This window comes from Streptomyces sp. NPDC006624, from assembly GCF_040611555.1.
Taxonomy (GTDB): Bacteria; Actinomycetota; Actinomycetes; order Streptomycetales; family Streptomycetaceae; genus Streptomyces.
The window spans coordinates 408,690-430,837 of the sequence record NZ_JBEXOM010000003.1 but is presented as its reverse complement, the minus strand read 5'-3'; the positions used below and the strand labels follow the sequence as shown (position 1 = coordinate 430,837).

General features: G+C 73.5%; 19 protein-coding genes. 7 read left to right on the top strand and 12 right to left on the bottom strand.

Annotation, left to right across the window (positions count from 1 at the left end; genetic code table 11):
* From kdpF to ABZY20_RS08275, 6 genes are all read right to left on the bottom strand, one after another.
* Entirely contained in the window at positions 1-90 is a 90-nt protein-coding gene (gene kdpF / locus ABZY20_RS08300) for a K(+)-transporting ATPase subunit F (RefSeq protein WP_210947791.1), read from the bottom strand.
* 282 nt (positions 91-372) lie between these two features.
* Positions 373-3,345 carry a hypothetical protein gene (locus ABZY20_RS08295; RefSeq protein WP_356438336.1) on the bottom strand — a complete coding sequence of 991 codons (2,973 nt, stop codon included), beginning with the start codon at positions 3,343-3,345 and terminating at the stop codon, positions 373-375.
* 2 nt (positions 3,346-3,347) lie between these two features.
* A complete protein-coding gene (locus tag ABZY20_RS08290) occupies positions 3,348-5,195 on the bottom strand; it encodes an HSP90 family protein (RefSeq protein WP_356438333.1) in 1,848 nt (615 codons plus the stop codon).
* 335 nt (positions 5,196-5,530) lie between these two features.
* A complete protein-coding gene (locus ABZY20_RS08285; RefSeq protein ID WP_356438330.1) occupies positions 5,531-6,517 on the bottom strand; it encodes a hypothetical protein in 987 nt (328 codons plus the stop codon).
* Between the two features lie 143 nt (positions 6,518-6,660).
* Positions 6,661-7,263 carry a hypothetical protein gene (locus ABZY20_RS08280; RefSeq protein ID WP_356438327.1) on the bottom strand — a complete coding sequence of 201 codons (603 nt, stop codon included), beginning with the start codon at positions 7,261-7,263 and terminating at the stop codon, positions 6,661-6,663.
* Positions 7,264-7,322: 59 nt separating this feature from the next.
* Positions 7,323-7,814, bottom strand: coding sequence for a hypothetical protein (locus ABZY20_RS08275; protein WP_356438324.1), 492 nt, complete (start codon positions 7,812-7,814; stop codon positions 7,323-7,325).
* Between the two features lie 158 nt (positions 7,815-7,972).
* On the opposite strand from ABZY20_RS08275, the gene ABZY20_RS08270 reads away from it, so the two are divergent.
* Positions 7,973-8,995 carry a LacI family DNA-binding transcriptional regulator gene (locus ABZY20_RS08270; RefSeq protein WP_356438321.1) on the top strand — a complete coding sequence of 341 codons (1,023 nt, stop codon included), beginning with the start codon at positions 7,973-7,975 and terminating at the stop codon, positions 8,993-8,995.
* A 48-nt stretch (positions 8,996-9,043) separates the two neighbouring features.
* On the opposite strand, the gene ABZY20_RS08265 is transcribed toward ABZY20_RS08270, so the two are convergent.
* Together ABZY20_RS08265 and ABZY20_RS08260 are read right to left on the bottom strand one after the other, a co-directional pair.
* Entirely contained in the window at positions 9,044-10,270 is a 1,227-nt protein-coding gene (locus ABZY20_RS08265; protein ID WP_356438682.1) for a cellulose binding domain-containing protein, read from the bottom strand.
* Positions 10,271-10,496: 226 nt separating this feature from the next.
* Positions 10,497-12,143 (bottom strand): ricin-type beta-trefoil lectin domain protein, encoded by a 1,647-nt coding sequence (locus ABZY20_RS08260; protein WP_356438318.1) that lies wholly within the window; start codon positions 12,141-12,143, stop codon positions 10,497-10,499.
* Positions 12,144-12,433: 290 nt separating this feature from the next.
* On the opposite strand from ABZY20_RS08260, the gene ABZY20_RS08255 reads away from it, so the two are divergent.
* On the top strand, positions 12,434-14,074 hold the full coding sequence (locus tag ABZY20_RS08255; protein WP_356438315.1) for a glycoside hydrolase 43 family protein: 1,641 nt from the start codon (positions 12,434-12,436) through the stop codon (positions 14,072-14,074).
* A 43-nt stretch (positions 14,075-14,117) separates the two neighbouring features.
* Here ABZY20_RS08255 and gap read toward each other — a convergent pair whose 3' ends face one another.
* Together gap and ABZY20_RS08245 are read right to left on the bottom strand one after the other, a co-directional pair.
* A complete protein-coding gene (gap, locus tag ABZY20_RS08250) occupies positions 14,118-15,146 on the bottom strand; it encodes a type I glyceraldehyde-3-phosphate dehydrogenase (protein WP_356438312.1) in 1,029 nt (342 codons plus the stop codon).
* Between the two features lie 145 nt (positions 15,147-15,291).
* Positions 15,292-16,257 (bottom strand): pirin family protein, encoded by a 966-nt coding sequence (locus ABZY20_RS08245; protein ID WP_356438309.1) that lies wholly within the window; start codon positions 16,255-16,257, stop codon positions 15,292-15,294.
* A gap of 127 nt (positions 16,258-16,384) precedes the next feature.
* Between ABZY20_RS08245 and ABZY20_RS08240 the strand changes: the two genes are divergently transcribed.
* Genes ABZY20_RS08240 through ABZY20_RS08230 form a run of 3 tightly spaced genes read left to right on the top strand, consistent with a single transcriptional unit; the run spans position 16,385 to position 17,747 of the window.
* Positions 16,385-16,882, top strand: coding sequence for a MarR family transcriptional regulator (locus ABZY20_RS08240; RefSeq protein WP_356438306.1), 498 nt, complete (start codon positions 16,385-16,387; stop codon positions 16,880-16,882).
* Positions 16,879-17,337 (top strand): MarR family transcriptional regulator, encoded by a 459-nt coding sequence (locus ABZY20_RS08235; RefSeq protein ID WP_356438303.1) that lies wholly within the window; start codon positions 16,879-16,881, stop codon positions 17,335-17,337. Before ABZY20_RS08240 ends, ABZY20_RS08235 begins: the two co-directional genes overlap by 4 nt.
* 50 nt (positions 17,338-17,387) lie before the next feature.
* Positions 17,388-17,747, top strand: a complete 360-nt coding sequence (locus ABZY20_RS08230; RefSeq protein WP_356438300.1) for a tetratricopeptide repeat protein — start codon at positions 17,388-17,390, stop codon at positions 17,745-17,747.
* Between the two features lie 116 nt (positions 17,748-17,863).
* On the opposite strand, the gene ABZY20_RS08225 is transcribed toward ABZY20_RS08230, so the two are convergent.
* Entirely contained in the window at positions 17,864-19,273 is a 1,410-nt protein-coding gene (locus ABZY20_RS08225; protein ID WP_356438297.1) for a PepSY domain-containing protein, read from the bottom strand.
* Positions 19,274-19,406: 133 nt separating this feature from the next.
* Between ABZY20_RS08225 and ABZY20_RS08220 the strand changes: the two genes are divergently transcribed.
* Positions 19,407-20,051 carry a peptide deformylase gene (locus ABZY20_RS08220; RefSeq protein WP_356438294.1) on the top strand — a complete coding sequence of 215 codons (645 nt, stop codon included), beginning with the start codon at positions 19,407-19,409 and terminating at the stop codon, positions 20,049-20,051.
* Between the two features lie 139 nt (positions 20,052-20,190).
* Here the strand turns inward: ABZY20_RS08220 and ABZY20_RS08215 are convergent, their stop codons facing one another.
* Positions 20,191-21,621 carry an NAD(P)/FAD-dependent oxidoreductase gene (locus ABZY20_RS08215; protein WP_356438291.1) on the bottom strand — a complete coding sequence of 477 codons (1,431 nt, stop codon included), beginning with the start codon at positions 21,619-21,621 and terminating at the stop codon, positions 20,191-20,193.
* Positions 21,622-21,739: 118 nt separating this feature from the next.
* On the opposite strand from ABZY20_RS08215, the gene trxA reads away from it, so the two are divergent.
* Positions 21,740-22,129: a thioredoxin gene (gene trxA, locus ABZY20_RS08210; protein WP_356438289.1), complete on the top strand. Its 390-nt coding sequence runs from the start codon at positions 21,740-21,742 to the stop codon at positions 22,127-22,129.
* Positions 22,130-22,148 lie beyond the last annotated feature (19 nt).

The following is a 22,148-nucleotide window of genomic DNA, read 5'->3' as shown; positions in this document are numbered from 1 at the left end:
TCAGAACCTCTCCGGGAAGAGCAGGGCGAGGACGAGATAGCCCAGCAGGGCGACGGCCACGATCAGGCCGACGACGTTCTCGGCGGTCACAGCTTCGTCACCCCCCGGGCGACGAGGGCCACCAGCGCGAAGGCCGCGAGCACGGTGACGACGAAGGCCGGATCGGCCATCGTGAACTCCTGGAGTGAGGTGCGAGTGACAACGGACGACTAGAGGAAATCGCCTCGCCGACCGGAAGGGATCACGTGTTGACGGCTCCCTTACGGCCGCACCCGCGGCCTTGACGGATCCCTGACGCCGCGCCGGGACCCGGCCCCACCCCGGGGCATGCGTACGGCCGGGAGCCGGGGCTCCCGGCCGTACCGGGGCGGGTCAGTCCTCGTCGCGCAGCCGCGCCGCCAGGGAGGTCAGGGCCTCGGTCTCCTCGGTGTGGCCCAGGGCGGTCAGGCGGGCGATCGCCGGGTCGAGCCGGCTCAGGGCGGGAGCGGTGCGCTCCAGGTAGATGCCCTCCACGACCGCCGCGAGGCGGACGCACTCGGCCCACTCGCCCGCGCGCTCGTCCCCCTCGCCCGGCTCGCCGAGCAGGGCGAGGGCCTTCTCCAGGGCGGCCAGGGCGTCGTCGTACGCCCCGGCGTAGGCGTTGACCCTGCCGTACTCGTAGGCCAGCGCGGTGTCGAGGTCGCGGCCGTGGGGCTCGTACCCGGTGGCGCGGGCCTCGTCGGCGATCCGGCCGGCGTCGGCGAGGTAGGCGAGGGCGGCGGCCAGACCGTCGGGGCCCTGCCGCTGCGCCTGGAGGCGGCCGAGTTCGCGCAGGCAGTTGCTGAGCAGCTCGATGCGCGGGTCCCGGGCGTGGGCGGCGAGGGCCTGGTCCGCGGCCTCCCGGGCCCGGTCGAAGTCGCCCGACTCGCCGAGCAGCACCGCCGTCTCGGCGGCGATCATGGCGTGGCTTCCCGGGTCGTCGTCCCAGCCGGCCGACTCGGCCGCGAGGGCGACGAACTCGGCCGTGGCGGCCTTGAGGTCCTCCCCGGCGTGCAGGGCACGGGCCCGGGTCAGGCGCAGCTGGGCCACGAGCCGGTCGTCCAGCTCTCCGGCGGCGACGTCCGGTTCGGCCAGCAGGGAGTCGAGCAGGGCGATGCAGTCCTCGACGCGGCCGAGGTCGAGGCTGAGGCGGGCGGCGTTGCTGTAGGTGCAGAACGCGTCCGTCCGGCTGCCGCGGCGCAGCTCCAGTTCCGCCGAGCGCGTGAGGTGGCGCAGGGCCTCGTCGGGGCGGCCCAGATGCATGCAGGCCTCGGCCAGGTCGCCGTGCAGGCGGGCGGTGTCGATGGCGTCGACCGGCCAGTCGGCGGCCCGTCGCAGGCCCTCCGTCAGGTCCGCGTACGCGGCCTCCGGCTCCCGCAGGCCGAGCTGGATCCGGCCGCGCAGGCCGAGCGTGCGGGGCAGGTGCCAGGCCGGGCCGTGTGCCCTGAGCCGGTCGAGGAGGGCGTCGATCCCGGTGATCGCGGCGGGCAGGTCGCCGGAGATCGCGAAGGTGCTGGCCCGCAGCAGCAGGGCGCCGGAGATCTGCCCGGGGATGTCGTGCCGGGTGGCGAACGCGTGCAGCAGGTCCGCCTCGGCGAGGACCGGCGCGACGTGTTCCTCGCGGCCCGAGTTCTGCAGGCGCAGGGCGAGCGCGGTCACCCGCAGCCGCAGCAGCCGGGCCTCCTGGTACGGGGCGAGGCCGGGGGTCTCCTCGTGCAGCCGGACCATGGCCGCGTGGGCTGAGGTCAGGGCGTCGGCCGTCGCCTCGGCGCCCCGCCCGGCCTGGTCGGGGACGGCCGGCTCCGTCTGCGCGTCCGCCGCCGGGATCTCGGCGGTGGCCAGCAGGGCGGAGGCGCGGGCGAGTGCCGCGTGCTGGGGCACCCCGGCGTCGTCGTAGAGGGCCGCGGCCTCCTCGAAGAGCGCGGCGGCCTCGGCGAACTCGTCGTTCTCGCCCGCCCGGCCCGCCTCCTCGGCCAGCAGGTCCGCGCGCAGCCGGACGAGCGGGCCCACGGCCGGGTCGTCGGGGTGGCTGTAGTCGCGGGCGGCGACGAGCGTCCGCAGCCGTGCCCAGCACGCCTTGGCGTCCGGGTGCCCCTGCTCCTCCAGCTCCCGTGCGCGCAGGACGAGTTCGGGCAGCGCGTCGGGGACGGCGGCCGGGGCCGTGCGGTCGGCGGGCGGTGCCGCGGGGGCGGCCGGGGTCACCTCGTCGAGGGTGCGGGTGCGCAGGGTCAGTTCCAGCGCGTCCAGCAGCGGGGCCCGGTCCAGACGGGCCCTGCGGCGGTCGGTGTGCGCGGTGGTGCCGTTGCGGGCGTCGAAGCGGGCGGCGAGGTCGTCGGCGCGGCCCCGCACCTCCGCGCACAGGCCGCTCGCCGTCCAGGTGCGGCCCGCGTACCCGGCGGCGGGCAGCCCGCCGTGGCCGAGGAGTTCGACACGCTGGAGGAGGACCTCCACGCCGGTGAGGAAGTGGAGCTGGTCCAGGGGCGAGGCGACCTCGTCGAACAGGTTGCGGTTCTCGGCGAGCAGTTCCAGCCCGCGGGCCTCGTTGCCGGTCAGCGCGCAGAACTCCAGATGCCGGCCGACCTCAGCGGACATCGAGGGGTTGCGGCGGCAGCCGCGGTAGCCGGCCAGGTGCAGCGCGCGGGCCCGGTCGGCGTCGCCGGTGCGCAGCAGGGGCAGCAGCGCGTACGACACGGAGCGGGACGGCTCCTCCTGGCAGGACTCCTTCCCGGCCAGGACGGGCTCCCAGGTGGCCAAGGCCCGCGCGTCGTCGCCGGCCGTGAGGTGGTGCAGGGCGCGCTCGCAGGTCTCGCAGGCCTCGCAGTCGCTGAGCCGGGTGCGGGTGCGGCCCGCCCACAACTCGTAGGCGAGGGTGGTGTCCTCACCGAGGTGGGAGGCGAGCTGGTAGGCCTGCCCGTAGTAGGGCTGGAGGCCGAGTCCGGCCTTCTCGTACCGGTCGCGCATCTCCGTCAGCCACTGGCGCAGGCTGGCCAGCGGTATCTCCGGCAGCTGGCGCAGGGCGTTCGCGACCCACTTGAACCGCCAGAACAGCAGGTGGCGCAGGCGGTCGTCGAAGACGTCGGGCTGCTCGTCGAAGAGGGTGAGCAGCCGGGCGAAGACGACGGGCGATTTGCGGGGCTCGGAGCCGTAGGTGTACGCCTCCTGCAGTTCGAGGAGCGCGTGCACGAGCGGGACGGGTTCGTCGAACTGCTCGGCCGCGTCGACGAGTTCCTCGGCGGTGAGGGTGCGGGTGCGGCCGTAGGGGCGCCGGTCGTTCTCCTGGAGCGCCTGGTACAGCTCGTCGGTGGTCTGGGGTGCGGTCGTCGGCATCGTCAGCTGTCCTTGCGGAGGGCGTGGGCGAGAAGGTCGAGGAAGGAGCGGTTGATGAGGCTCGACTCGGCGGGCCGCAGCGGGCGCCGGGACAGCATCGCGGCCTGCCCGTAGAGGGCTTCGGCGCTGGTGCGGGCCAGTTCGGGTTCGTCGATGGCGACGGCGGCGCGCACCAGGGGGTTGAGCTGGTTGAGGATCAGCTGGGCCCGCGGCGCCTCCTGGCGCAGGGCGCCGAGGATGTCGCCCCACAGTCCGCCCTCCTGCTCCCGGGCGAGCTGGGAGCGGGTGCGTTCGTGCCGGGCCTCGCGGCTGTCGACGAGGAGGGCGGGCGCGGAGGCGGGCTGGAAGGTGCGCAGGGCGACGTCGCAGTCGAAGAGGGCGAGGGCGTCGCGGGCCCGCGCGAGGTAGGCCGCGGCGGCGAGTTCCGTCTCCCGGTCGACCGGGTCGAGATGGGCGGTGAGGGTCGCCGGGTCGAGGTCGGCGACGGTCGCCTCGGGCCTGATCTCGGGGAGCCGGTGGACCAGTTCGCGGTCGTAGGTGTAGCCGCCGTTGACGACGCCGAGTCCGGCGGCGGAGGCGATCGCCGCGACCTGCCGGAACTCCTCCACGCTGGACGTGACGAGCACCGTGCGGTGGGAGCGCGCGAACTCGTCGAGGGTGCAGTGCCCGTCGGTGGTCTCGAACGGCAGCCAGGGCAGCAGCATCCGCAGGATCTCGTCGTCGTGCACCGCGAGCGACTTCACGGCCAGGTGGTGGGCCTGGAGGAAGCGGTGGAGCAGGTCCGGGTCGCTGGCGGCGGCCCGGGCGATCCAGTCGCGCAGCCGGCCGGCGAGGGCGTCGCGGACGGCGGCGAGGGTGTCGTCCTCGTACAGGGACTCCCGGGACGCCGTCGGGCGCAGGCTCTCGGCGTCGACCACGCAGCGGACGAAGAACGCCCAGTCGGGCAGGATCTCCTCGGCCTGCTCGGACAGCAGCATGCCCTTGACGTGCACGCGGTGGCCGTGGCGGCGGCCGGCCGGCACGGCTTCGGGCAGCACGCACGCGATGCCCTTGAGGCCGACGGCCGGCAGGTCCAGCTCGATGGTGTCCAGGGGCGTGAACCCGAAGACCTCCTCGCCGTAGGCGGCCAGGGCGCGCGAGCGGGCGCCGGGGGTGGGGTACGTGCGGGCCCAGGGGGCGGGTTCGGGGTTGACGGGCACGCCCGCGCCGTCCGTGCCGTCGTCGAAGGTCACCGGGTGGCGCAGGAGGGAGCCGAAGTGGCGGGCCAGTGCGTGCACCTGGGCGGGGCGGGTCCACTCCCCCGCGTCGGCGCGCGGCGTCAGCGTGACGGTGGTGCCGGGCGCGGGGCGGGTGGAGGCGGGCAGGGTGCGGACGGTGTAGCTGCCGTCGCCGCGTCCCCGCCATTCGACGGCGGGCGCGTCCGGGGTGCGGGCGGAGCGGCTGAGGACGTGGATCTCGTCCGCGACCAGGAAACAGGAGAGCAGTCCGATGCCGAACTGGCCGATGAAGTCGGCCCGTTGCTCGGCGATCCCTTCGGCCCGCTTGCTGCTGCGGCCGATGGTGGCGAGGAAGCGGTGCACATCGGCCTCGGTGAGTCCGACGCCGTCGTCCTCGACGCGGACCGCCGAGCCGTCGGCGTACAGGCGTACGCCGTAGGCGCCGGCGGGCGCGCCCGGTTCGAGGCCGTGCCGGGCGGTGAGGGCGTCCACCGCGTTCTGCATCAGTTCGCGCAGATAGACACGGGGGCTGGAGTAGAGGTGGTGGGAGAGGAGGTCGACGAGGCCGCGCAGGTCCACCTGGAAGGTGCGGTCGCTGCCGGGCGGAGTCGCGGCGGTGTGGGACGGGGTCATCGGCTGGTCCGGGGTGGGAGTGGACGGACGGTGGAAGGGGGCGGCGCCGGTCCGAGGGGGTGCGGGTGCGGGGGCCTCGCCCTTGGGCGGGGTGCGCGGGGCGTCGCCGTAGGGGTGGGACCGCTCGCACCGGAGGTACGGCGCGCGGCCGGGAGCCGGGGCTCGGACGCGAACGCTCGGACGGCGGTGCCAGGTCCGGGCGTTCGGGTGCGGTGGCTCGGGTGTGCGGGCGCGGGTGCGGTGGCTCGGGTGTGCGTGCGCGGGTGCGGTGGCTCGGGTGCGCGTGCGCGGAGGGTGAGCGGCCGGGCCCGGGCGCTCCGCGGGGGGGCCGGTGCTCAGGCGCGGCGGTACGCCCGGGCGAACTGCTTCTCGGGCTCCGCGTAGTAGGTCCAGGGCCATTCGGTGTAGGCGCCGTCCAGCGTCTGGAAGACCCGCCGCACCGTGTGGCGTTCGCCGGCCAGCGTCAGGGCCATGGCGAACATGTTGAAGTCGTTCTGCCAGCCCAGGGGCCAGGTGTAGGCCGGGTGGAGGATGCTGCGGTCGGCCGCCTCCCGCAACCTCGCCCTGATCTCGGAGGTCTGCAGGTGGTCGCCGCGGTCCGCCTCGACCCACTCCTCGATGTAAGCCATGGCGATGACGCAGCCGAGGCGGTGCCCCTCCGGGGCGCGGGAGTACGCCTCCTGCGCGAACGCCAGGGCCTGTCCCTCCTCGCCGCCCCAGCGGGGCTGCAGCTGCGACAGCCACTCGAGGTGGGTCTCCAGGTCCAGCGGGTCGCGGCGCAGGGCGGCGTCGAACCGCGTCTCGTTGACGGCCCGGCCCAGTGACATGCCCCGGCCGGAGGTGAGCAGGCGGCGCCACGGCGTGATCCACTCGGGCCGCAGCTCGGCGGCTTCGAGGAGCTGTGCCTCGGCGATCTCCAGCCGCTCGTGGAAGATCCGCCACTGCTCCCGCGTGACGTTGACGGCGCGTTCGGCGGTGCGGGCCTCCCAGCCCCACATGATGTGGCGTGTCCCGGAGATCAGCAGGGCCGTCGCCCGGTGCTCCTTGTCCTCCTCGACGGCGCGGCCGATCCAGTCCTGCACACCGTCGCGGTCGGCGACCTCGCCCAGGACCTGGTGGTCGCGGCCGAGGTCGAAGGGGGCCAGTGCCTCCTTGACGCCCTCCCAGTCACCCGCGTCGGACGCCTCCACCAGCGCGAGCACCCGCGTGTCGCCGAGGGCGCGCAGCGGATAGGTCCCGTTCCTCTGTCTGCGCGGGACGGGCAGGGCGTACGGCCCCGCCTCGGATCTCTCCGCACTCCTGCCGAACAGCTTGCCGAGCATGCCGCGCCCTCCCCTGGTCCCGCGTGATCATCGGGGTGCAGCATAAGCGGCCCCACCGACAGGCCCTCCACTGGGTTTTCACGAGGGCTCTACCGCTGGGGGAAGGCCCGGACCGGCCGCACGACGCCCGGGCGCCCCGTGGGTCAGTACGGTCCGCCGCGGAAGAACAGGCTGTGGTGGTGGCGCGGCCGGTCGCCGCGTTCGTGGGCGGCGTCGGAGCGGTCGGCGGGGGCCGAGCGCCCGGCGAGGGCCCGCAGCTCCGTCAGGCCCGCCAGGACCTCGTCACGACGGGACGCGGACTTCATCCACACGGGCAACCTGGGGAACATCGCCAGGGTCGGGGAACTGGATCGCTCGCGGAGCCGGGCCCCCACGTAGGCGGCGAGGGCGTCGACGTGCTCCTCGTTGCAGGCCCACAGGATCCGTCCCGCACAGCGGGTCTGCAACCACAACGGCCGCCGGAAGAAGGGGTCTTCGGTGCCTCCGGGCACCGCGCCGACCAGGGCCCGGCCCTCCCGCTCGGCCGCCCACTCCGTGACCGCCCCGCATCCGCCGCAGGCGAGACGGCGGGGCTGGAACAGCAGTTCACCGAAGTACTTCGGCACCGCCGTCCCCGGCCGCGGCACGACGTCCGCGCGGCCGCCGCACCGCGGGCAGACCACCAGCACCCGGGCGGTGAACCGGACGAGCCACGTGCCGACGTCGTGGTGGCGCGGGGGTGGAGAGGTCGTCGGCTCGTCACGCATACCCAACACCCTGCCAGGACCGCTCGTCCGGAGGCGACCCCCTTTCCGGCGGACGGCCGTCAGGGGCCGGTGCAGAGGAAGCACCCGTCCCAGTACGGGAGTGCGCTGAGGATCCGGTGCCGTACGCACGAGGCACACGCCTGTTCGCCCGGGCCGGGGAAGCCGTCCGCGAGCCGGGCCGCGGCCGTCGGCTCGAAGGACTCGGCCATCGCCCGGAACCGGCTCAGATGGTCCGGCGCGAAGGAGGGCTCGTAGCCCAGGTCGCTCCAGCGGTGGCGGCTCAGCGCCAGTTCGGTGGCCCGCAGTACGAAGTCCTTCGCCCGGGCACGCTCGCGCGGGGTCGCGCCCCACGCGATGTCCCGCAGATCGAATCCGACGGCGCCGCGCCCCATCACGTTCTGGTCCTGCAACGTCAGCAGCGCGGCGAAGCGGAAGTCCCATTCCTCCTCGGCGAGTTCGGACACCGCCAGCATCAGCGTACCGACGAAAACCTCCGTGCCGCCGTTGGACAGGTACAGGCTCTGCTGTCCACCTCTGAAGACGTTCCCCACGCCTCCACGGTACGGCGCCCTGCCCGGCACCGGCCCGGGCACGGCCCCCCTTCCCCCTCACCCGGGCCGGTTGGCCGACACCGCACCGGTCCCGTACGGAAGCCGTGTGCCCGGTCCCTCGCGGCCGTAAGATCGGTGATCTCTTGGGGGAGGTGGTCATGGGCAGGCGACGCCCTGGCACGCCGACGCTGGAAGAGGTGGCCGCTCGCGCCGGCGTGGGCCGGGGCACGGTTTCCCGCGTCATCAACAACGCGGCCGGTGTGAAGGAGTCGACGCGCCGGGCCGTGCAGCAAGCCATAGAGGAACTGGGCTACGTCCCCAACCTCGCGGCCCGTTCCCTGGCCGGGCGGCGCACCGACGCCATCGCTCTCGTCCTGACGGAGCCCGACTGGCGGGTGTTCGCCGAGCCGTTCTTCTCGGAGATCGTCCGCTCGCTCGGGGACGCGCTGACGGACACCGGGATGCAGTTGCTGCTGACCCTGGTCCGCTCGGACACCGAGCGCCGGCGTTTCCTGGAGTACGCGCGCGGCGGCCGGGTGGACGGCATCCTGCTGATGTCGGTGCATGCCGGCGACCGGCTGCCGGACATGCTCGCCGAGGCGCGGCTGCCGACCGTGCTGCTGGGGCGCCGCTCGGGCGACGAGTACGTCAGTTACGTGGACGCGGACAACGTGGGCGGTGCCCGCGACGCCGTCTCCCACATGCTGGCGACGGGCCGCAGAACGATCGCCACCATCACCGGGCCGCTGGACATGTACGCCGCCCGGTGCCGGCTGCGCGGCTACCAGGAGGCGCTGGAACTGGCCGGGTTGAAGGGCGAGCAGTCCCTGGTCGCCGCCAGTGACTTCACCGAGGACAGCGGGCGCCGCGCCATGGCCGAACTGCTCGAACGGCATCCCGGGATCGACGGTGTCCTCGCCGCCTCGGACACCACGGCGGCGGGGGCGCTGAGGGCCCTGCGGGACGCGGGACGCCGGGTACCCGACGACGTCGCCGTGATCGGTTTCGACGACTTCCCGCTGGCCCAGCGCACCGCACCGCCCCTGACCACCGTGCGCCAGCCGCTGGAGGAGATGGGCCGGGCCATGATCCGGCTGCTGCTGGAGGACATGGAGGAGCCGTCGGTGGCCTACCGGCACGTCATCCTCCGCACGGAACTGGTGGTGCGCGGGACGGCCTGACGCCCGCGCACCGCCGGTGCCCGTGCCGGGTGGGGTTCGGGCTGTCGGTCAGGAGGTGGCGCAGGCGGTGCCGTTGAGGGTGAAGGACGTGGGCGTGCCCGTGTCGCCGGTGTGGGCCGCCTGGAACCCGATGTCGACGGACGCTCCGGGTGCGATGACCGCGTTGTGGGAGACGTTCCGGGCCGTCACCCGGCCGGAGGCGGGCGAGTAGGCGGCGTTCCAGCCGGAGGTGATGGACTGACCGCCGGGCAGGGTGAAGGCGAGGGACCAGCCGTCGACGGCGTCGTCACCTGTGTTGGTCAGGGTGATGTGTCCGGTCAGGCCGGTGTTCCAGGCGCTGACGGTGCTGGTGACCCGGCAGGCCGACGGCGCCGGTGCCGGGTCGGAGGTCTGGAACTGCGTGAAGAACTTCCACACCTCCGCGGGCACCCAGGTGCGGGAGCCGCTGTCACCGGGCGCCCCGTCCTGCGGAGCGGCGATGTGCCCTTCGTCGAACGCGGCCCAGGCGACCGGATGGCCGGCCGAGCACCCCGCGTAGGTGGTGACCCGGTGCGTCAGGCTGCCCTGGGCCGGCTCGGGCGGGTTCTGCGGGGTGCAGCCGTTGTTCCTGACGAACCTGTCCCGCAGGGCCCGTCCGCCGGAGATGCCGAGGACGCTGTCGCGGAGGCCGTGGACACCGAGGTAGGCGATGGGCTGGGTGCCGCCGCTGCATCCGCTGAGCTGCCCGCCGCCCAGGACCGCGACCGCGCGGAAGACCGTCGCCCGGGAGCACGCGAGCGCGTAGGACATGGCGCCGCCGTAGCTGAAGCCCAGGGCGAAGCGCTGTGCGGTGTCGACGCACAGGTCCGCCTCGATCCGCCGGATCATGTCGTCGACGAAGGTGACGTCCTGCCCGCCGGTGTTGGCCCAGCCGTTGTCGAGGCCTTGCGGCGCGACGAAGACGGTGCTGCCGCCCGCCAGTCGCTGGAGCCCGTAGTAGGCCCAGGTGCCCGTTTCGACGGTGCGGCCGGTGGCGACGTCGGTGGAGGTGCCTCCCAGCCAGTGGAAGCCGAAGACCAGCCGGTGGGGCCGGTTGCGGTCGTAGCCGTCGGGAACGCGCAGGATGAAACTCCGGTTCCTGCCGTTGCTCTGGAGGGTGTGGGTACCGCTCGTCAGGGTGGGGGCCTTGCCGCATCCGGGACTCGCGGCGGTGATGCCGGAGGTCGCGGCGGCCGGAGCGGTGGCCTTGAGCGGTGCGGTCGTGCCGGCGCCGCCGGGCAGTGCCGTGACGGCCATGGCCAGGACGAGCAGCACCGCCAGCACGGCGGGCCGCACGAGGGCCTTGGTGCGTAAGCCTGCCGTGTTCCCAGTCCTTGCCCCCTTCTGTACCCTTGCCCCTTTCTGTGTCCTTGCCCTTGTCCCTGAGCTTGTCCGTGTGCTGGAGCTTGTCCATTTCATGGGGCGACTCCCCTTGTTCTCGGGCTGGTTGCGGTGGGCGGCGTGTCCCGCCCGGGTGGCGGTCTCAGGCGCGGGTCCACTTCTGGCCGGTCTGGCCGTTGCATCCGGTCAGCACCAGTGGGGTGCCGCCCGCGGTCCCGGACCTGTCCGGGGCGAGGCACAGTCCGGCGTGGACGTTGCGGATCGACCCGTCGGCGCCGAAGGTCCACTTCTGGTTGTCCTGGCCGTTGCAGGGCCAGGTGACGACGCGGGTGCCGTCGGTGGTGCCCTGCTCGTAGGCGTCCAGGCACTTGTCGCCGTAGACGCGGATCTCGCCGCCGGCCCAGGTGGTCCACAGTTGGTTCGCGGCCGTGTGGCAGTCCCAGATCAGTACCGTGGCACCGGCCGCGGTGGAGGCGTCGTCCACGTCCAGGCAGCGGCCCGACCCGGCGCCGCGCAGCCGCGAGGTGGTGGCGTCCACCGGGCTGCCGCCGCTCACCCTGAACACGGCCACGCCGTGCGCGGGGACGCTCGCGGAGATCTGCCCCGACGTGCTCGACGTGCCGCCGGTCCACAGGTCGGTGAGGGTGAACGGCCCGCCCGACAGGCCGACTTGACCGGCCGTGGTGGTGACCGTCGCGGTGGTGCCGCCCCGGTTGAACAGGCCCACCGCCACGGATCCGTCGGACAGCGGCTTGGCGAACACCTCGGTGCTGCCGTCGTCGCGTACCCTGCGCCCGCCCGCGCCCAGCGGATCCTGGTTCACCGCCAGCAGACGGGGGTTGCGCAGGATCGCGCTCACGTCGGCGGACATGGTGCGGATGTCGTTGCCGGCCATGAGGGGGGCGGCCAGCAGCGCCCACAGGGCGAAGTGCGAACGGGACTCGGTCAGGGTCAGGCCGGGACGGCCGACGACCAGCATGTCGGGGTCGTTCCAGTGCCCCGGCCCGGACTGCGCCGCCAGCGGAGCGGTGACGTCCACGACGTTGCCGACGCCCATCGGATAGCTGTTGGTGTTGCCGTTCTGCCAGATGTCGAGCAGGTCCTCGGTCGTCCGCCACAGGTCGGCGACCCCGCCCCAGTCGTAGGTGGCGCCGGTGGGGGTGTGCAGGCTGTTGGGGTTGATGCTGTAGACGATGGGCCGCCCGGTGGCGCGCAGGGCGTCGCGCATGAGCGTGAAGCGCGCGACCTGTTCGTCACGCGTGCCGCTGGGGGAACACCAGTCGTACTTGAGGTAGTCCACACCCCAGGAGGCGAACGTGGCGGCGTCCCGGGCCTCGTGCCCCTTGCTGCCGGTGGAGCCCGGGTAGGTCCCCACGGCCTGGGCGCAGGTGCGCTCGTTCGGCGCCTGGTAGATGCCGAACTTCAGGTTCCTGGCGTGGATGTAGTCCCCGAGCGCCTTCATCCCGCTCGGGAACTTGGCCGGATCGGCCCGCAGGTTGCCGGCCGCGTCGCGCTGCGGGGCGAACCAGCAGTCGTCGACGACGACGTACCGGTAACCGGCGTCCCGCATCCCCGAGGACACCATCGCGTCGGCGGCCGCGCGGACCTGCGTCTCGGTGACGCCGCAGCCGAAGCTGTTCCAGCTGTTCCAGCCGAGGGGCGGGGTGAGTGCGGGGCTGCCGGGCGCGGCCGAGGCCGGCGAGGGGGCGGAGGCCGTGAGGGACGCGGTGGCCGTCAGGACCGCGGCCGCGAGGAGGTGGAGCAGTCGCCCGCGTGATCGTCTGAGCACGGGATTCCTTTCCCAGGAGGGCGCAGGACCGTTCAGAATTTCGAACGCCATTCGAGCGGCGGAGCGTCAGGGATCCTAGGGAGACTTTCGAACAAGTCAATCCCCGTCGACCCGGCCTTTCGTCCGCGCGACGGCCCCCGAAAGAACCCCGCCATCGAAACATTTCGCTGCCAACGGCGAATCATGCGCGGGGTATTGACGGCCCTTCCCGGCCTCCTATCATCCAGGATGCTCGATGAGCCGACCGGCGTTCGACATCCCGAACCTGCGAGAGCGAGAGCGAGACAGCTATGTCATGGACTCATCACCACCCGCTGGGACGCCGACGGGCGCTGGCCGCCGCCTCCGGTCTGGCCGCCGGCGCCTTCCTCCCCCGCACCGCCCGCGCAGCCGCCTCCCCCCTCGCCCCCGGCACGGCCCCCGCGCCCGGCGCCTCCTACACCAACCCGGTGATCTGGCAGGACTTCGCGGACATCGACGTCCTCCGCGTCGGCGACACCTACTACGCCTCGGCCTCGACGATGCACTACTCCCCCGGCGCGCCCGTCCTGCGCTCCTACGACCTGGTGAACTGGGAGATCGCCGGTCACGCGGTGCCCGTCCTCGACTTCGGCGCCAAGTACGACCTGAACGGCGCGCGTGGTTACGTCCGGGGCATCTGGGCGTCCTCGCTGGCCTACCGGCCGAGCAACCGGACCTTCTACTGGCTCGGCCAGATCGACTTCGCCAGGACCTACGTCTACACCGCCACGAACGCCGAGGGACCCTGGAGCAGGCTGACCACGATCGGCACGCCGTACTACGACGCGGGGCTGCTCGTCGACAGCGACGACTCCCTGTACGTGGCGTACGGGAACACCACCATCAGCGTGGCCCAGCTCTCGCCGGACGGCCGCAACCAGGTCCGTTCCCAGCAGGTGTTCACGACACCGCCGAGCGTCGGCACCCTGGAAGGCTCCCGGTTCTACAAGATCAACGGGCAGTACTACATCTTCCTGACCCGGCCCGCGAACGGGCAGTACATCCTGAAGTCGTCGAGCGGCCCGTTCGGCCCGTACACCATGCGGCAGGTGCTTCTCGACCTGCGCGGACCGATCCCCGGCGGCGGCGTGCCGCACCAGGGCGGGCTCGTGCGGACGCAGGGCGGCGCCTGGTACTACCTGGCGTTCGTGGACGCCTACCCGGGCGGCCGGATGCCCGCGCTGGCGCCGGTCACCTGGACCGCGGACGGCTGGCCCGTCGTGCAGCTGGTGAACGGCGCCTGGGGGACGTCGTATCCGAGCCCGGCCGTGCCCGCGCCGCCCCGTCAGGTCACCCCCATGACCGGCGTCGACACCTTCGACGGCCCGGCCCTGAAGCCGAGGTGGGAGTGGAACCACAACCCGGACGCCACCAAGTGGTCGGCCGGCGGCGGCCTGACCCTGCGGACCGCGACCGTCACCCACGACCTGTACCAGGCGCGCAACACCCTCACGCACCGTATCCAGGGCCCCACTTCGACCGCCACGGCCGAACTCGACCACTCCGGCATGCGGGACGGCGACCGGGCCGGGCTCGCGCTGCTGCGCGACTCCTCCGCGTGGATCGGGCTCAAGCGCGACGGCGGCGTGACCCGGGTGGTGATGGTCGGCGGGCTGACCATGGACGGCAACTGGAACACCACCGGCACCGGCACCGAACTGGCGAGCGCGCCCGCGCCCGGCGGCCGGATCCGGCTGCGCGTGAACGCGGACATCCGGCCCGGCGGGCCACGCCCCGGCGCCTTCTCCTACAGCACCGACGGCACGAGCTTCACCCGCCTCGGTCCCGCCTTCCCGATGGGCGACGACTGGCGGTTCTTCATGGGCTACCGCTTCGCCCTGTTCAACCACGCCACGCAGGCGCTCGGCGGCGCGGTCCGCGTCACGCGGTTCGAACTGTCCACGCCCTGACCGCCGGTACGGGGCGCACGCCGCCCTCCGGTCACCGGGTCCGTCAGGTCCGCGGGAGCCGGGCGGCGACGTACTCGGTGAGGTCGAGGAGCCGGTTGGTGTAGCCCCACTCGTTGTCGTACCAGCCGAAGACCTTGACCAGTTCGCCGTGGGCCTGCGTCAGCGGGGCGTCCAGGACGCAGGAGGCCGGGTCACCCACGATGTCGCGGGAGACGATCGGGGCGTCGGAGACCCTCAGGACTCCCTTCAGCGGGCCGTCGGCGGCCTCCCGGAACGCGGCGTTGACCTCCTCCGCGGTGACCGGCCGGTCCAGGACCACGCTCAGGTCGGTCAGCGAACCGTCCTCCACGGGGACGCGCACGGCGATCCCGTCCAGGGTGCCGGCCAGTGCGGGCAGGACCAGGCCGACGGCGCGGGCGGCGCCGGTGCTGGTGGGGATGATGTTGACGGCGGCGCTGCGGCCGCGGCGCGGGTCCTTGTGCGGGCCGTCGAGGACGACCTGGTCGTTGGTGTAGCCGTGGATCGTCGTCATCAGCCCCTTGACGAGGCCGAAGTGCTCGTCCAGCACCTTCACCATGGGCGCCACGCAGTTGGTGGTGCAGGAGGCGTTGGAGACCACGTGGTCGCTCTCCGGGTCGTACGCGCCCTCGTTGACGCCCATCACGATCGTCGCGTCGACGTCCTTGCCCGGCACCGACAGCAGGACCTTGCGGGCCCCCGCCCGCAGGTGCTGTCCGGCCTGCTCACGGGTGCGGAAGCGGCCGGTGGACTCGATCACGACGTCCACGCCGAGGCCGGACCAGGACAGGGCGGCCGGGTCGCGTTCGGCCGTCACGGCGATGCGGTGCCCGTCCACGGTGATCGAGTCGTCGTCGTGCTCGACGGGGCGGCCGAGGCGGCCGTACGTCGAGTCGTACGCCAGCAGGTGCGCCAGCGCCGCCGGCGAGGTGATGTCGTTGACCGCCACGACCTCCACGGGCGTCCCGGTCCCCGTCGCCGCGCGCTCCAGCACCAGGCGCAGGTAGTTGCGTCCGATGCGGCCGAAGCCGTTGATGCCCACGCGCACGCTCATGTCAGTCGCCCCTCGGGTCGGTCCCTCTGTGTCACCGCCAGCCTTCCGGCCGGGGACGAACGGGGCTTGGGCCGTACGGGGGCGGCCCGGGGGACGTTCGGCCCGTGCGGTCCCGGACCTTCGGGAGGGTCCTTCGAGGAGGCCGTCAGCGGGTCCGGCCCCGCGGCTTCAGCGCCGTCGCGGGCAGCTCGGGCGCGGGCAGCGGAGCGCCGTCGTACCCCTTCACCTCCCCGAACCGCGTCCCTTCCATCCAGTCCCGGCGCGCCTGCTCGATCTCCTCCTGGGAGCGTCCGATCCAGTTCCAGAACATGATCAGCTCCTCGTCGAACGGCTCGCCGCCCAGGAGCATCAGGCCCGCGTCCGACTCGGCCCGCAGCGGCAGTTCGCCGCGGCCGCAGCCGAGGTAGAGCATGGAGCCGGGCAGCACCGGGACGCCGTCGACGTGGGCCTCGCCGGACATGGACAGCACGGCGTACTCGAAGTCCGGTTCCAGGGGCAGGCGTACGTCCGCGCCCCGGGTCAGGGCCAGGTCGGCGCCGACGATCGGGGTGTACGCCGTGCCCGGTGAGGCCGTGCCGTCCAGGGCGCCCAGGATCAGCGTCGCCTCGATGCCGGGCGCGGTGACGCGCGGCAGGCCGGTGTGGTGCTCGAAGCGCGGCTCGGTGTGGCGGTGGCGGTCGGGGAGGGCCACCCACAGCTGTGCGCCGTGCAGGAAACGGGCGTGCGGGCGCGGGCTCTCCTCGGAGTGGCTGATCGCCCGGCCGGAGGTCATCAGTCCGAGTTCACGCGGGCGGATCGTCTGGAGGCTGCCGGTGGAGTCGCGGTGCAGCACCTCCCCCTCGTGCAGCCAGCTCACCGTCTGCAGCCCCATGTGGGGGTGCGGCGGCACCTGCATGCCGGGCTCGTCGGCGATGTCGTCGGGTCCGTAGTGGTCGACGAAGCACCAGGCGCCCACCATCCGGCGGCCCAGGTTGGGCAGCAGCCGGCGGACCTCGGTGGACTCGCCGAGCCGGACCCGGCGAGGGCTGAGGAGTTCCCGGACCGGCTCCGCCACGACGAAACCCCGGCCGCCGCACACCGCGGGAACCGCCTCGCGCTCGAGATTGCTCATGGCGCACAACCTAGTCCGAGGGGCACCCCGCGTCTGCGTGTCATCCCGGCCGTGCCACGGGCGGACCAACGGGGAGACCAAGGAGACAATAGTAGCCATGGCTATAGTATCCATGTACTGTTTTCGCATGAGCAACGGTTCCGAAGGCGCGACCCCCGGGTTCCTGGTGTGGCGGCTGTCGATGAAGTGGCGGGTCGCGGTCGACCGCGCGGTGGCGCCCCTGGGACTCACCCACGCGCAGTACTCGCTCGTCGCCTCGCTGTACGGCATGCGGCGCGGCGGCGAGCGGCCCAGTCAGCGCCGCCTCGCCGACCACACGGGCCTCGAACCGCTGTACGTGTCGAAGCTCGCCCGCGCGCTGGAGGCCGCCGGCCTTCTGGAGCGCACCCGCGACCCCCGCGACCCGCGCGCGGTGCAGCTCGCGCTCACCGAGCGGGGCGAGGAGGTCACCCGGCGGGCGATCGACGTCGTGCACGGTCTGCTCCAGCAGCTCCTGGAGCCGCTCGGCGGTCTCGACAGCGCGCGGACGCGGGAGCTGACCCGCGAGCTGACGGCCCTGCTCGACGCACCTCTCGGCCCTTCCACCGACAGCAGCGAGACCGACAAGAACGAGGAGCAGTCATGACCGGCGCCGCACCCCTGCTCGACCCCCGCGTCATCGCCCTGGCCCACTACGCCGGCCGGGCGGTCCTGGAGCGCGTGCTCGCCCGGCACGGTGTCACGTTCCAGCAGTCCGTCACCCTCCGGCCGGCCGCCGTCGCCGACGGCCCCGTGGCGCGCGCGCAGCTCGTCGACGGCGTCACCGGCGCGCTGAAGATTGGCGAGGAGGAGGTGAACGGCGTGATCGACGAACTGATCGCCGCACGGTGGCTCGCCCCGGACGGGGTGTCGCGGGTGCGGATCACGGACGCCGGTCGGGAGCTGTACGCCGCGGCCTCCGGCGAGACGGCACCCGTCTCCGCCCGGATCTACCAGGGCATCCCGAGAGAGGACCTGGCCGTCGCGGGCCGGGTGCTGAGCCTGATCACCGAGCGGGCCGACGCCGAGCTGGCCGCCCTGCGCACGACGCCCGAGCGGTAGTGGAATATCGAACCAACAGGTCCGGTTGACGGCCTCGAAGGAGGTCACCCGTGAACACGACCTACGAGCCGACGTATTACGACCACGGAACACCGGCGGAGCGCTGGGAGCGCGCGCAGCTGTTCTTCGACGCCAAGGACTACGCCGCCGCCGCGCGCGTCCTGGCCGGGCTGGTCGAGGAGGCGCCCGAGCAGACCGGGCCGCGGCTGCTGCTGGCGCGTTCCTACTACCACTCGGCCCAACTGCGGCGGGCGGAGGCCGAGTTGCGGACGATCGTCGAGCGGGACCCGGTGGAGCACTACGCCCGGCTGATGCTCGGCCGTACTCTCCAGCGGCAGAACCGGCACGACGAGGCGGAGTCGCACCTGCGCATCGCCTCGGCACTCGCGGGCGACTTCCCGCAGCCCTGACCGGCGCGCACGCGTCCGGCGTTCGGGTCCGGCGAGCGGGCACCGGTCCGGTTCGCCGCGTCCGACGAAAGGTGCCCGGCTCCTCCAGGAGCCGGGCACCTTTGCTCGCAGGACGGTCAGCGCGCGGGCGTGCCCGGGCCGTACGAGCGCCGTCCCCGCCGGTGGGCGATCTCGCCGAGCAGGATGTCCACCGCCAGGAAGGCGGCCAGCGGAATGCCGAACAGGGGCAGGAAGTAGCCGAGGACGGCGACCGCCGCCAGCAGCGGCACCAGGATCTGCGGCGGCACGTGCTGCCAGGCGCCGCGCGGGATCGGCCGGCCGAAGGCGGCGCCGCGCCCGCGCTGCCACCACATGCGGTAGCCCCAGACGATCAGCAGGATCAGGGCGAGCGCGAGGAGCATCAGGGCGATCTGGTTGGCCAGGCCGAACAGGACGCCGGTGTGCAGGTCGATGCCCCACCGGGTGAGCTTCGCCAGCACCGGGTGGTCGGCGAAGCGCAGCACGTCCGTCACCTCGCCGCTCGCCGGATCGATCGCGACCGCGTCCTGCTTCGAGGGCCAGCTGCGCTGCACCTGCTTGACGACGTACGCCGACCGCGCGTCCGCGGGCGGCACGATCTCCACCGGGTCGCCGAGCCCTTCGGCGCGGGCCGCGGCCAGGACCTTGTCCAGACCGACCCCGTGCGCGGCGTCCCCGGCCCGTCCGGCGGCGGAGCCGTGACCGGTGTGCTCGCCGCCTGCCGCCGCCGACACCGACGGGGTGGCCTGGCCCAGCGAGGTGCGCAGTTCGTCGATGCTCGCACCGGCGTGGGCCGACCAGGTCAGGCCGGTCGCCGAGAGGAACAGGAACCCGAGCGCCGCCCACGCGCCGACGGTGCCGTGCAGTCCGAGCGTGCGGCGCCGCCCGTTCGTGCCGCGCACCGTGCGCCGGGACCGGCGGCGGCCGAACCACAGCACCAGACCGCCGGCCGTGATCACCCACAGCCAGCTGGCCGCCAGCTCGCTGTACAGCCGCCCGGGCTCGCCCAGGCGCAGGTCCCGGTGGAACTCGTCGATCCAGGTGCGCAGGGGCAACGCGCCGGTCGAGCCGTACTGATCGAGGGAGCCGCGCACCTTCGCCGTGTACGGGTCGACGAACACGGCGAGCGTGTGGCCGTCGTCGACGCCCGGGACGCCGGACAGCAGCACCCTGGTCGTCGCGCCGGGCTCCGGTGAGGGGCGTACGGCCGAGACCGTGCCCTCGGGGTGCGCCTCGCGGGCGGCGGCGACCTGTTCGCCGATCGGCAGCTTCCGCTCGCCCGCGGGGACCGTCAGTTCGTGGTCGTAGACGATCTTCTCGGCCTGGAAGGAGGCGGCGTACAGCAGGCCCGTGACGGCGGCGACGAGGAGGAACGGGGCCACCAGCAGCCCGGCGTAGAAGTGCAGCCGGAGGAAGAGGGGGCGCAGGGGCGCCCAACTGCCCTTCGGGGGCGACGGGGTGGCTGGTTTCGGGGCCTCGTCCGTGGTGGTCGAGGGAGCGGTGGTCATCGGCTGGCTTCTCCGGGGGACGTCTTCGTGGCCGTTGCGGTCCAGTAGTCGGGGCGCAGGGGTCTTCAGTTCCCGGAGCATGTGCGTGATGTGCGTCACGCGGAGGTGGGGGGTGCCGTGTCATCCTGACGCGATGGGAACTCCGAGCGATCGCGCCCCTCTGGCCGAGCGGGTCGAGCAACTCCTTGCGGGCGGCGGTCCGTTGCCCATCGTCGCGGCGGGCGACCCGGTGCTGCGGCGCGGCACCGTGCCGTACGACGGCGAGCTGGGGCCGGCGCTGCTGGCGCGCTTCGTTCAGGCGCTGCGGATCACGATGCGCGCGGCGCCCGGGGTGGGGCTGGCCGCGCCGCAGGTCGGCGTGGCGTTGCGGATCGCGGTGATCGAGGACCCGGCGCCGGTGCCGGACGAGGTGCGGCGGGCGCGCGGCCGGGTCCCGCAGCCGTTCCGGGTGCTGGTCAATCCGGCCTACGAGCCGGTGGGCGGGGAGCGGGTCGCCTTCTTCGAGGGGTGCCTGAGCGTGCCGGGCTGGCAGGCGGTGGTGGCGCGGCCCGCCGGGGTGCGGCTGACCGGGCAGGACGAGCACGGGCGGCCGGTGGACGAGGTGTTCACGGGCTGGCCGGCGCGGATCGTGCAGCACGAGACGGACCACCTCGACGGGGTCCTGTACCTGGACCGGGCCGAGCCGCGTTCCCTGTCGTCCAGCCAGGCGGTGGCGGAGCGCTGGGCGCAGGCGACGCCGCGGGAGGCGGCCCGCGCCCTGGGCTTCGACCTGCCGTGAGCCGCCCCTCCTGGCCTTCCTGCGGGGTGCGCGGCGGAAGCGCGCGAAGGCACCGCCGTCCCGATCGGCGAACCGACCGGCGACCTGCCCCCGCCTCCCGCGCGGAGGTCCCGGACGCCGTGGGCCCGTGCGGCGCGCGTCAGTTGTCCCGGTAGGCCTCCAGCAGCCGCAGCCACACCTCGCTGATCGTCGGGTACGAGGGGACCGCGTGCCACAGGCGGCTCACCGGGACCTGCCCGGCGACGGCGATCGTCGCGGAGTGGATGAGTTCGCCGACGCCCGCGCCCACCAGGGTCACGCCGCGCAGGATCTCGTCCTCCACGTCGACGACCATGCGGGCGCGGCCCTTGTAGCCGTCGGCGTACAGGCCCGCCCCGGCGACGGTGGACAGGTCGACGTCGACGGCCCGCACCCGGTGCCCGGCCTGCTCCGCCTCGGCGAGGGAGAGTCCGACCGCCGCCGCCTCCGGGTCGGTGAAGACGACCTGGGGGACGGCGGCCCGGTCGGCGGTCGCGGCGTGGGCGCCCCAGGGCCGGTCGAGGAGGGTCTCGCCGGTGGCCCGGGCGGCGATGGCGGCGCCCGCGACGCGGGCCTGGTACTTGCCCTGGTGGGTGAGCAGGGCGCGGTGGTTGACGTCGCCGACGGCGTAGAGCCAGTCGTGGCCGTCGACGCGGAGGCTGTCGTCGACCGGGAGCCAGGAGCCGGGTTCGAGGCCCACCGTCTCCAGGCCGATGTCGTCGGTGCGCGGGGCGCGGCCGGTGGCGAAGAGGATCTCGTCGGCCTCGATGCGCTCACCGTCGCCCGTCACCGCCACGACGGTGCCGTTCTCACGGGTGACGGACTCCACCGAGGTGCCCGTGCGGACGTCGGCGCCGGCCTCGGTGAGCGCCTCGGCGACGAGTTCGCCCGCGAAGGGCTCCATGCGGGCGAGCAGGCCCTTGCCGCGGACCAGCAGGGTGACCTTCGAGCCGAGGGCCTGCCAGACGGTGGCCATCTCGGTGGCGACCACGCCGCCGCCCACCACGATCAGCCGGCCGGGTACGGACGCCGAGCTGGTGGCCTCGCGGCTGGTCCACGGCTTGACGGCGTCGAGCCCGGGCAGGCCGGGCAGGGCGGCCCGGCTGCCCGTGCAGACGGCGACGGCGTGCCGGGCGGTCAGGACGCGCTCGGTGCCGTCGGGGCCGGTGACCGTCACCGTGCGGGGGCCGGTGAGCCGCCCGTGGCCCCGGTACAGGTCGGCGCCGATCGAGTCGAGCCAGCCGACCTGGCCGTCGTCCTTCCAGTGGGAGGTGTAGTGGTCGCGGTGGGCGAGGACCGCGGACGCGTCGAGGGGGCCCTGCACCGACTGGCTCAGGCCCGGCACGCGGCGGGCGTCGGCCCGGGCGATGACCGGCCGCAACAGCGCCTTGCTGGGCATGCACGCCCAGTAGGAGCACTCGCCACCGACGAGTTCGCTCTCCACGACCGCGGTGGTCAGCCCCGCCGCGCGGGTGCGGTCGGCGACGTTCTCCCCCACGGGCCCGGCCCCGAGCACCACGACGTCGTACGCGTTGGTTTCCGTTTCCGTCATGGGGTCAGTCTGGTGGGTGGTGTGCGGCCTGGCCACACGGGTAGGGGCGCGGAATACCTGCCAGGTCGGACGTGTTGTGCCGACGGCTTGACCCACCCCAGGAAGAGGGATGTACGCCATGAGCAGCACCGTGGAGCTCACCAAGGAGAACTTCGACCAGACGGTCACGGACAACGAGTTCGTCCTGATCGACTTCTGGGCGTCCTGGTGCGGGCCGTGCAGGCAGTTCGCGCCCGTCTACGAGAAGGCGGCGGAGGAGAACCCCGACCTGGTGTTCGGCAAGGTGGACACCGAGGCGCAGCCGGAGCTGGCCGAGGCCTTCGGCATCCAGTCGATTCCCACGCTGATGATCGTCCGCGACCAGGTCGCCGTGTTCGCCCAGCCGGGCGCCCTGCCCGAGGCCGCCCTGACGGACGTCATCGGGCAGGCGCGGAACCTGGACATGGACGAGGTCCGCAAGGCGATCGCCGAGCAGGAGGCCCAGCAGCCGCAGCGGCAGGGCGAGTGACGGCCCTGCCGCTCGGCAC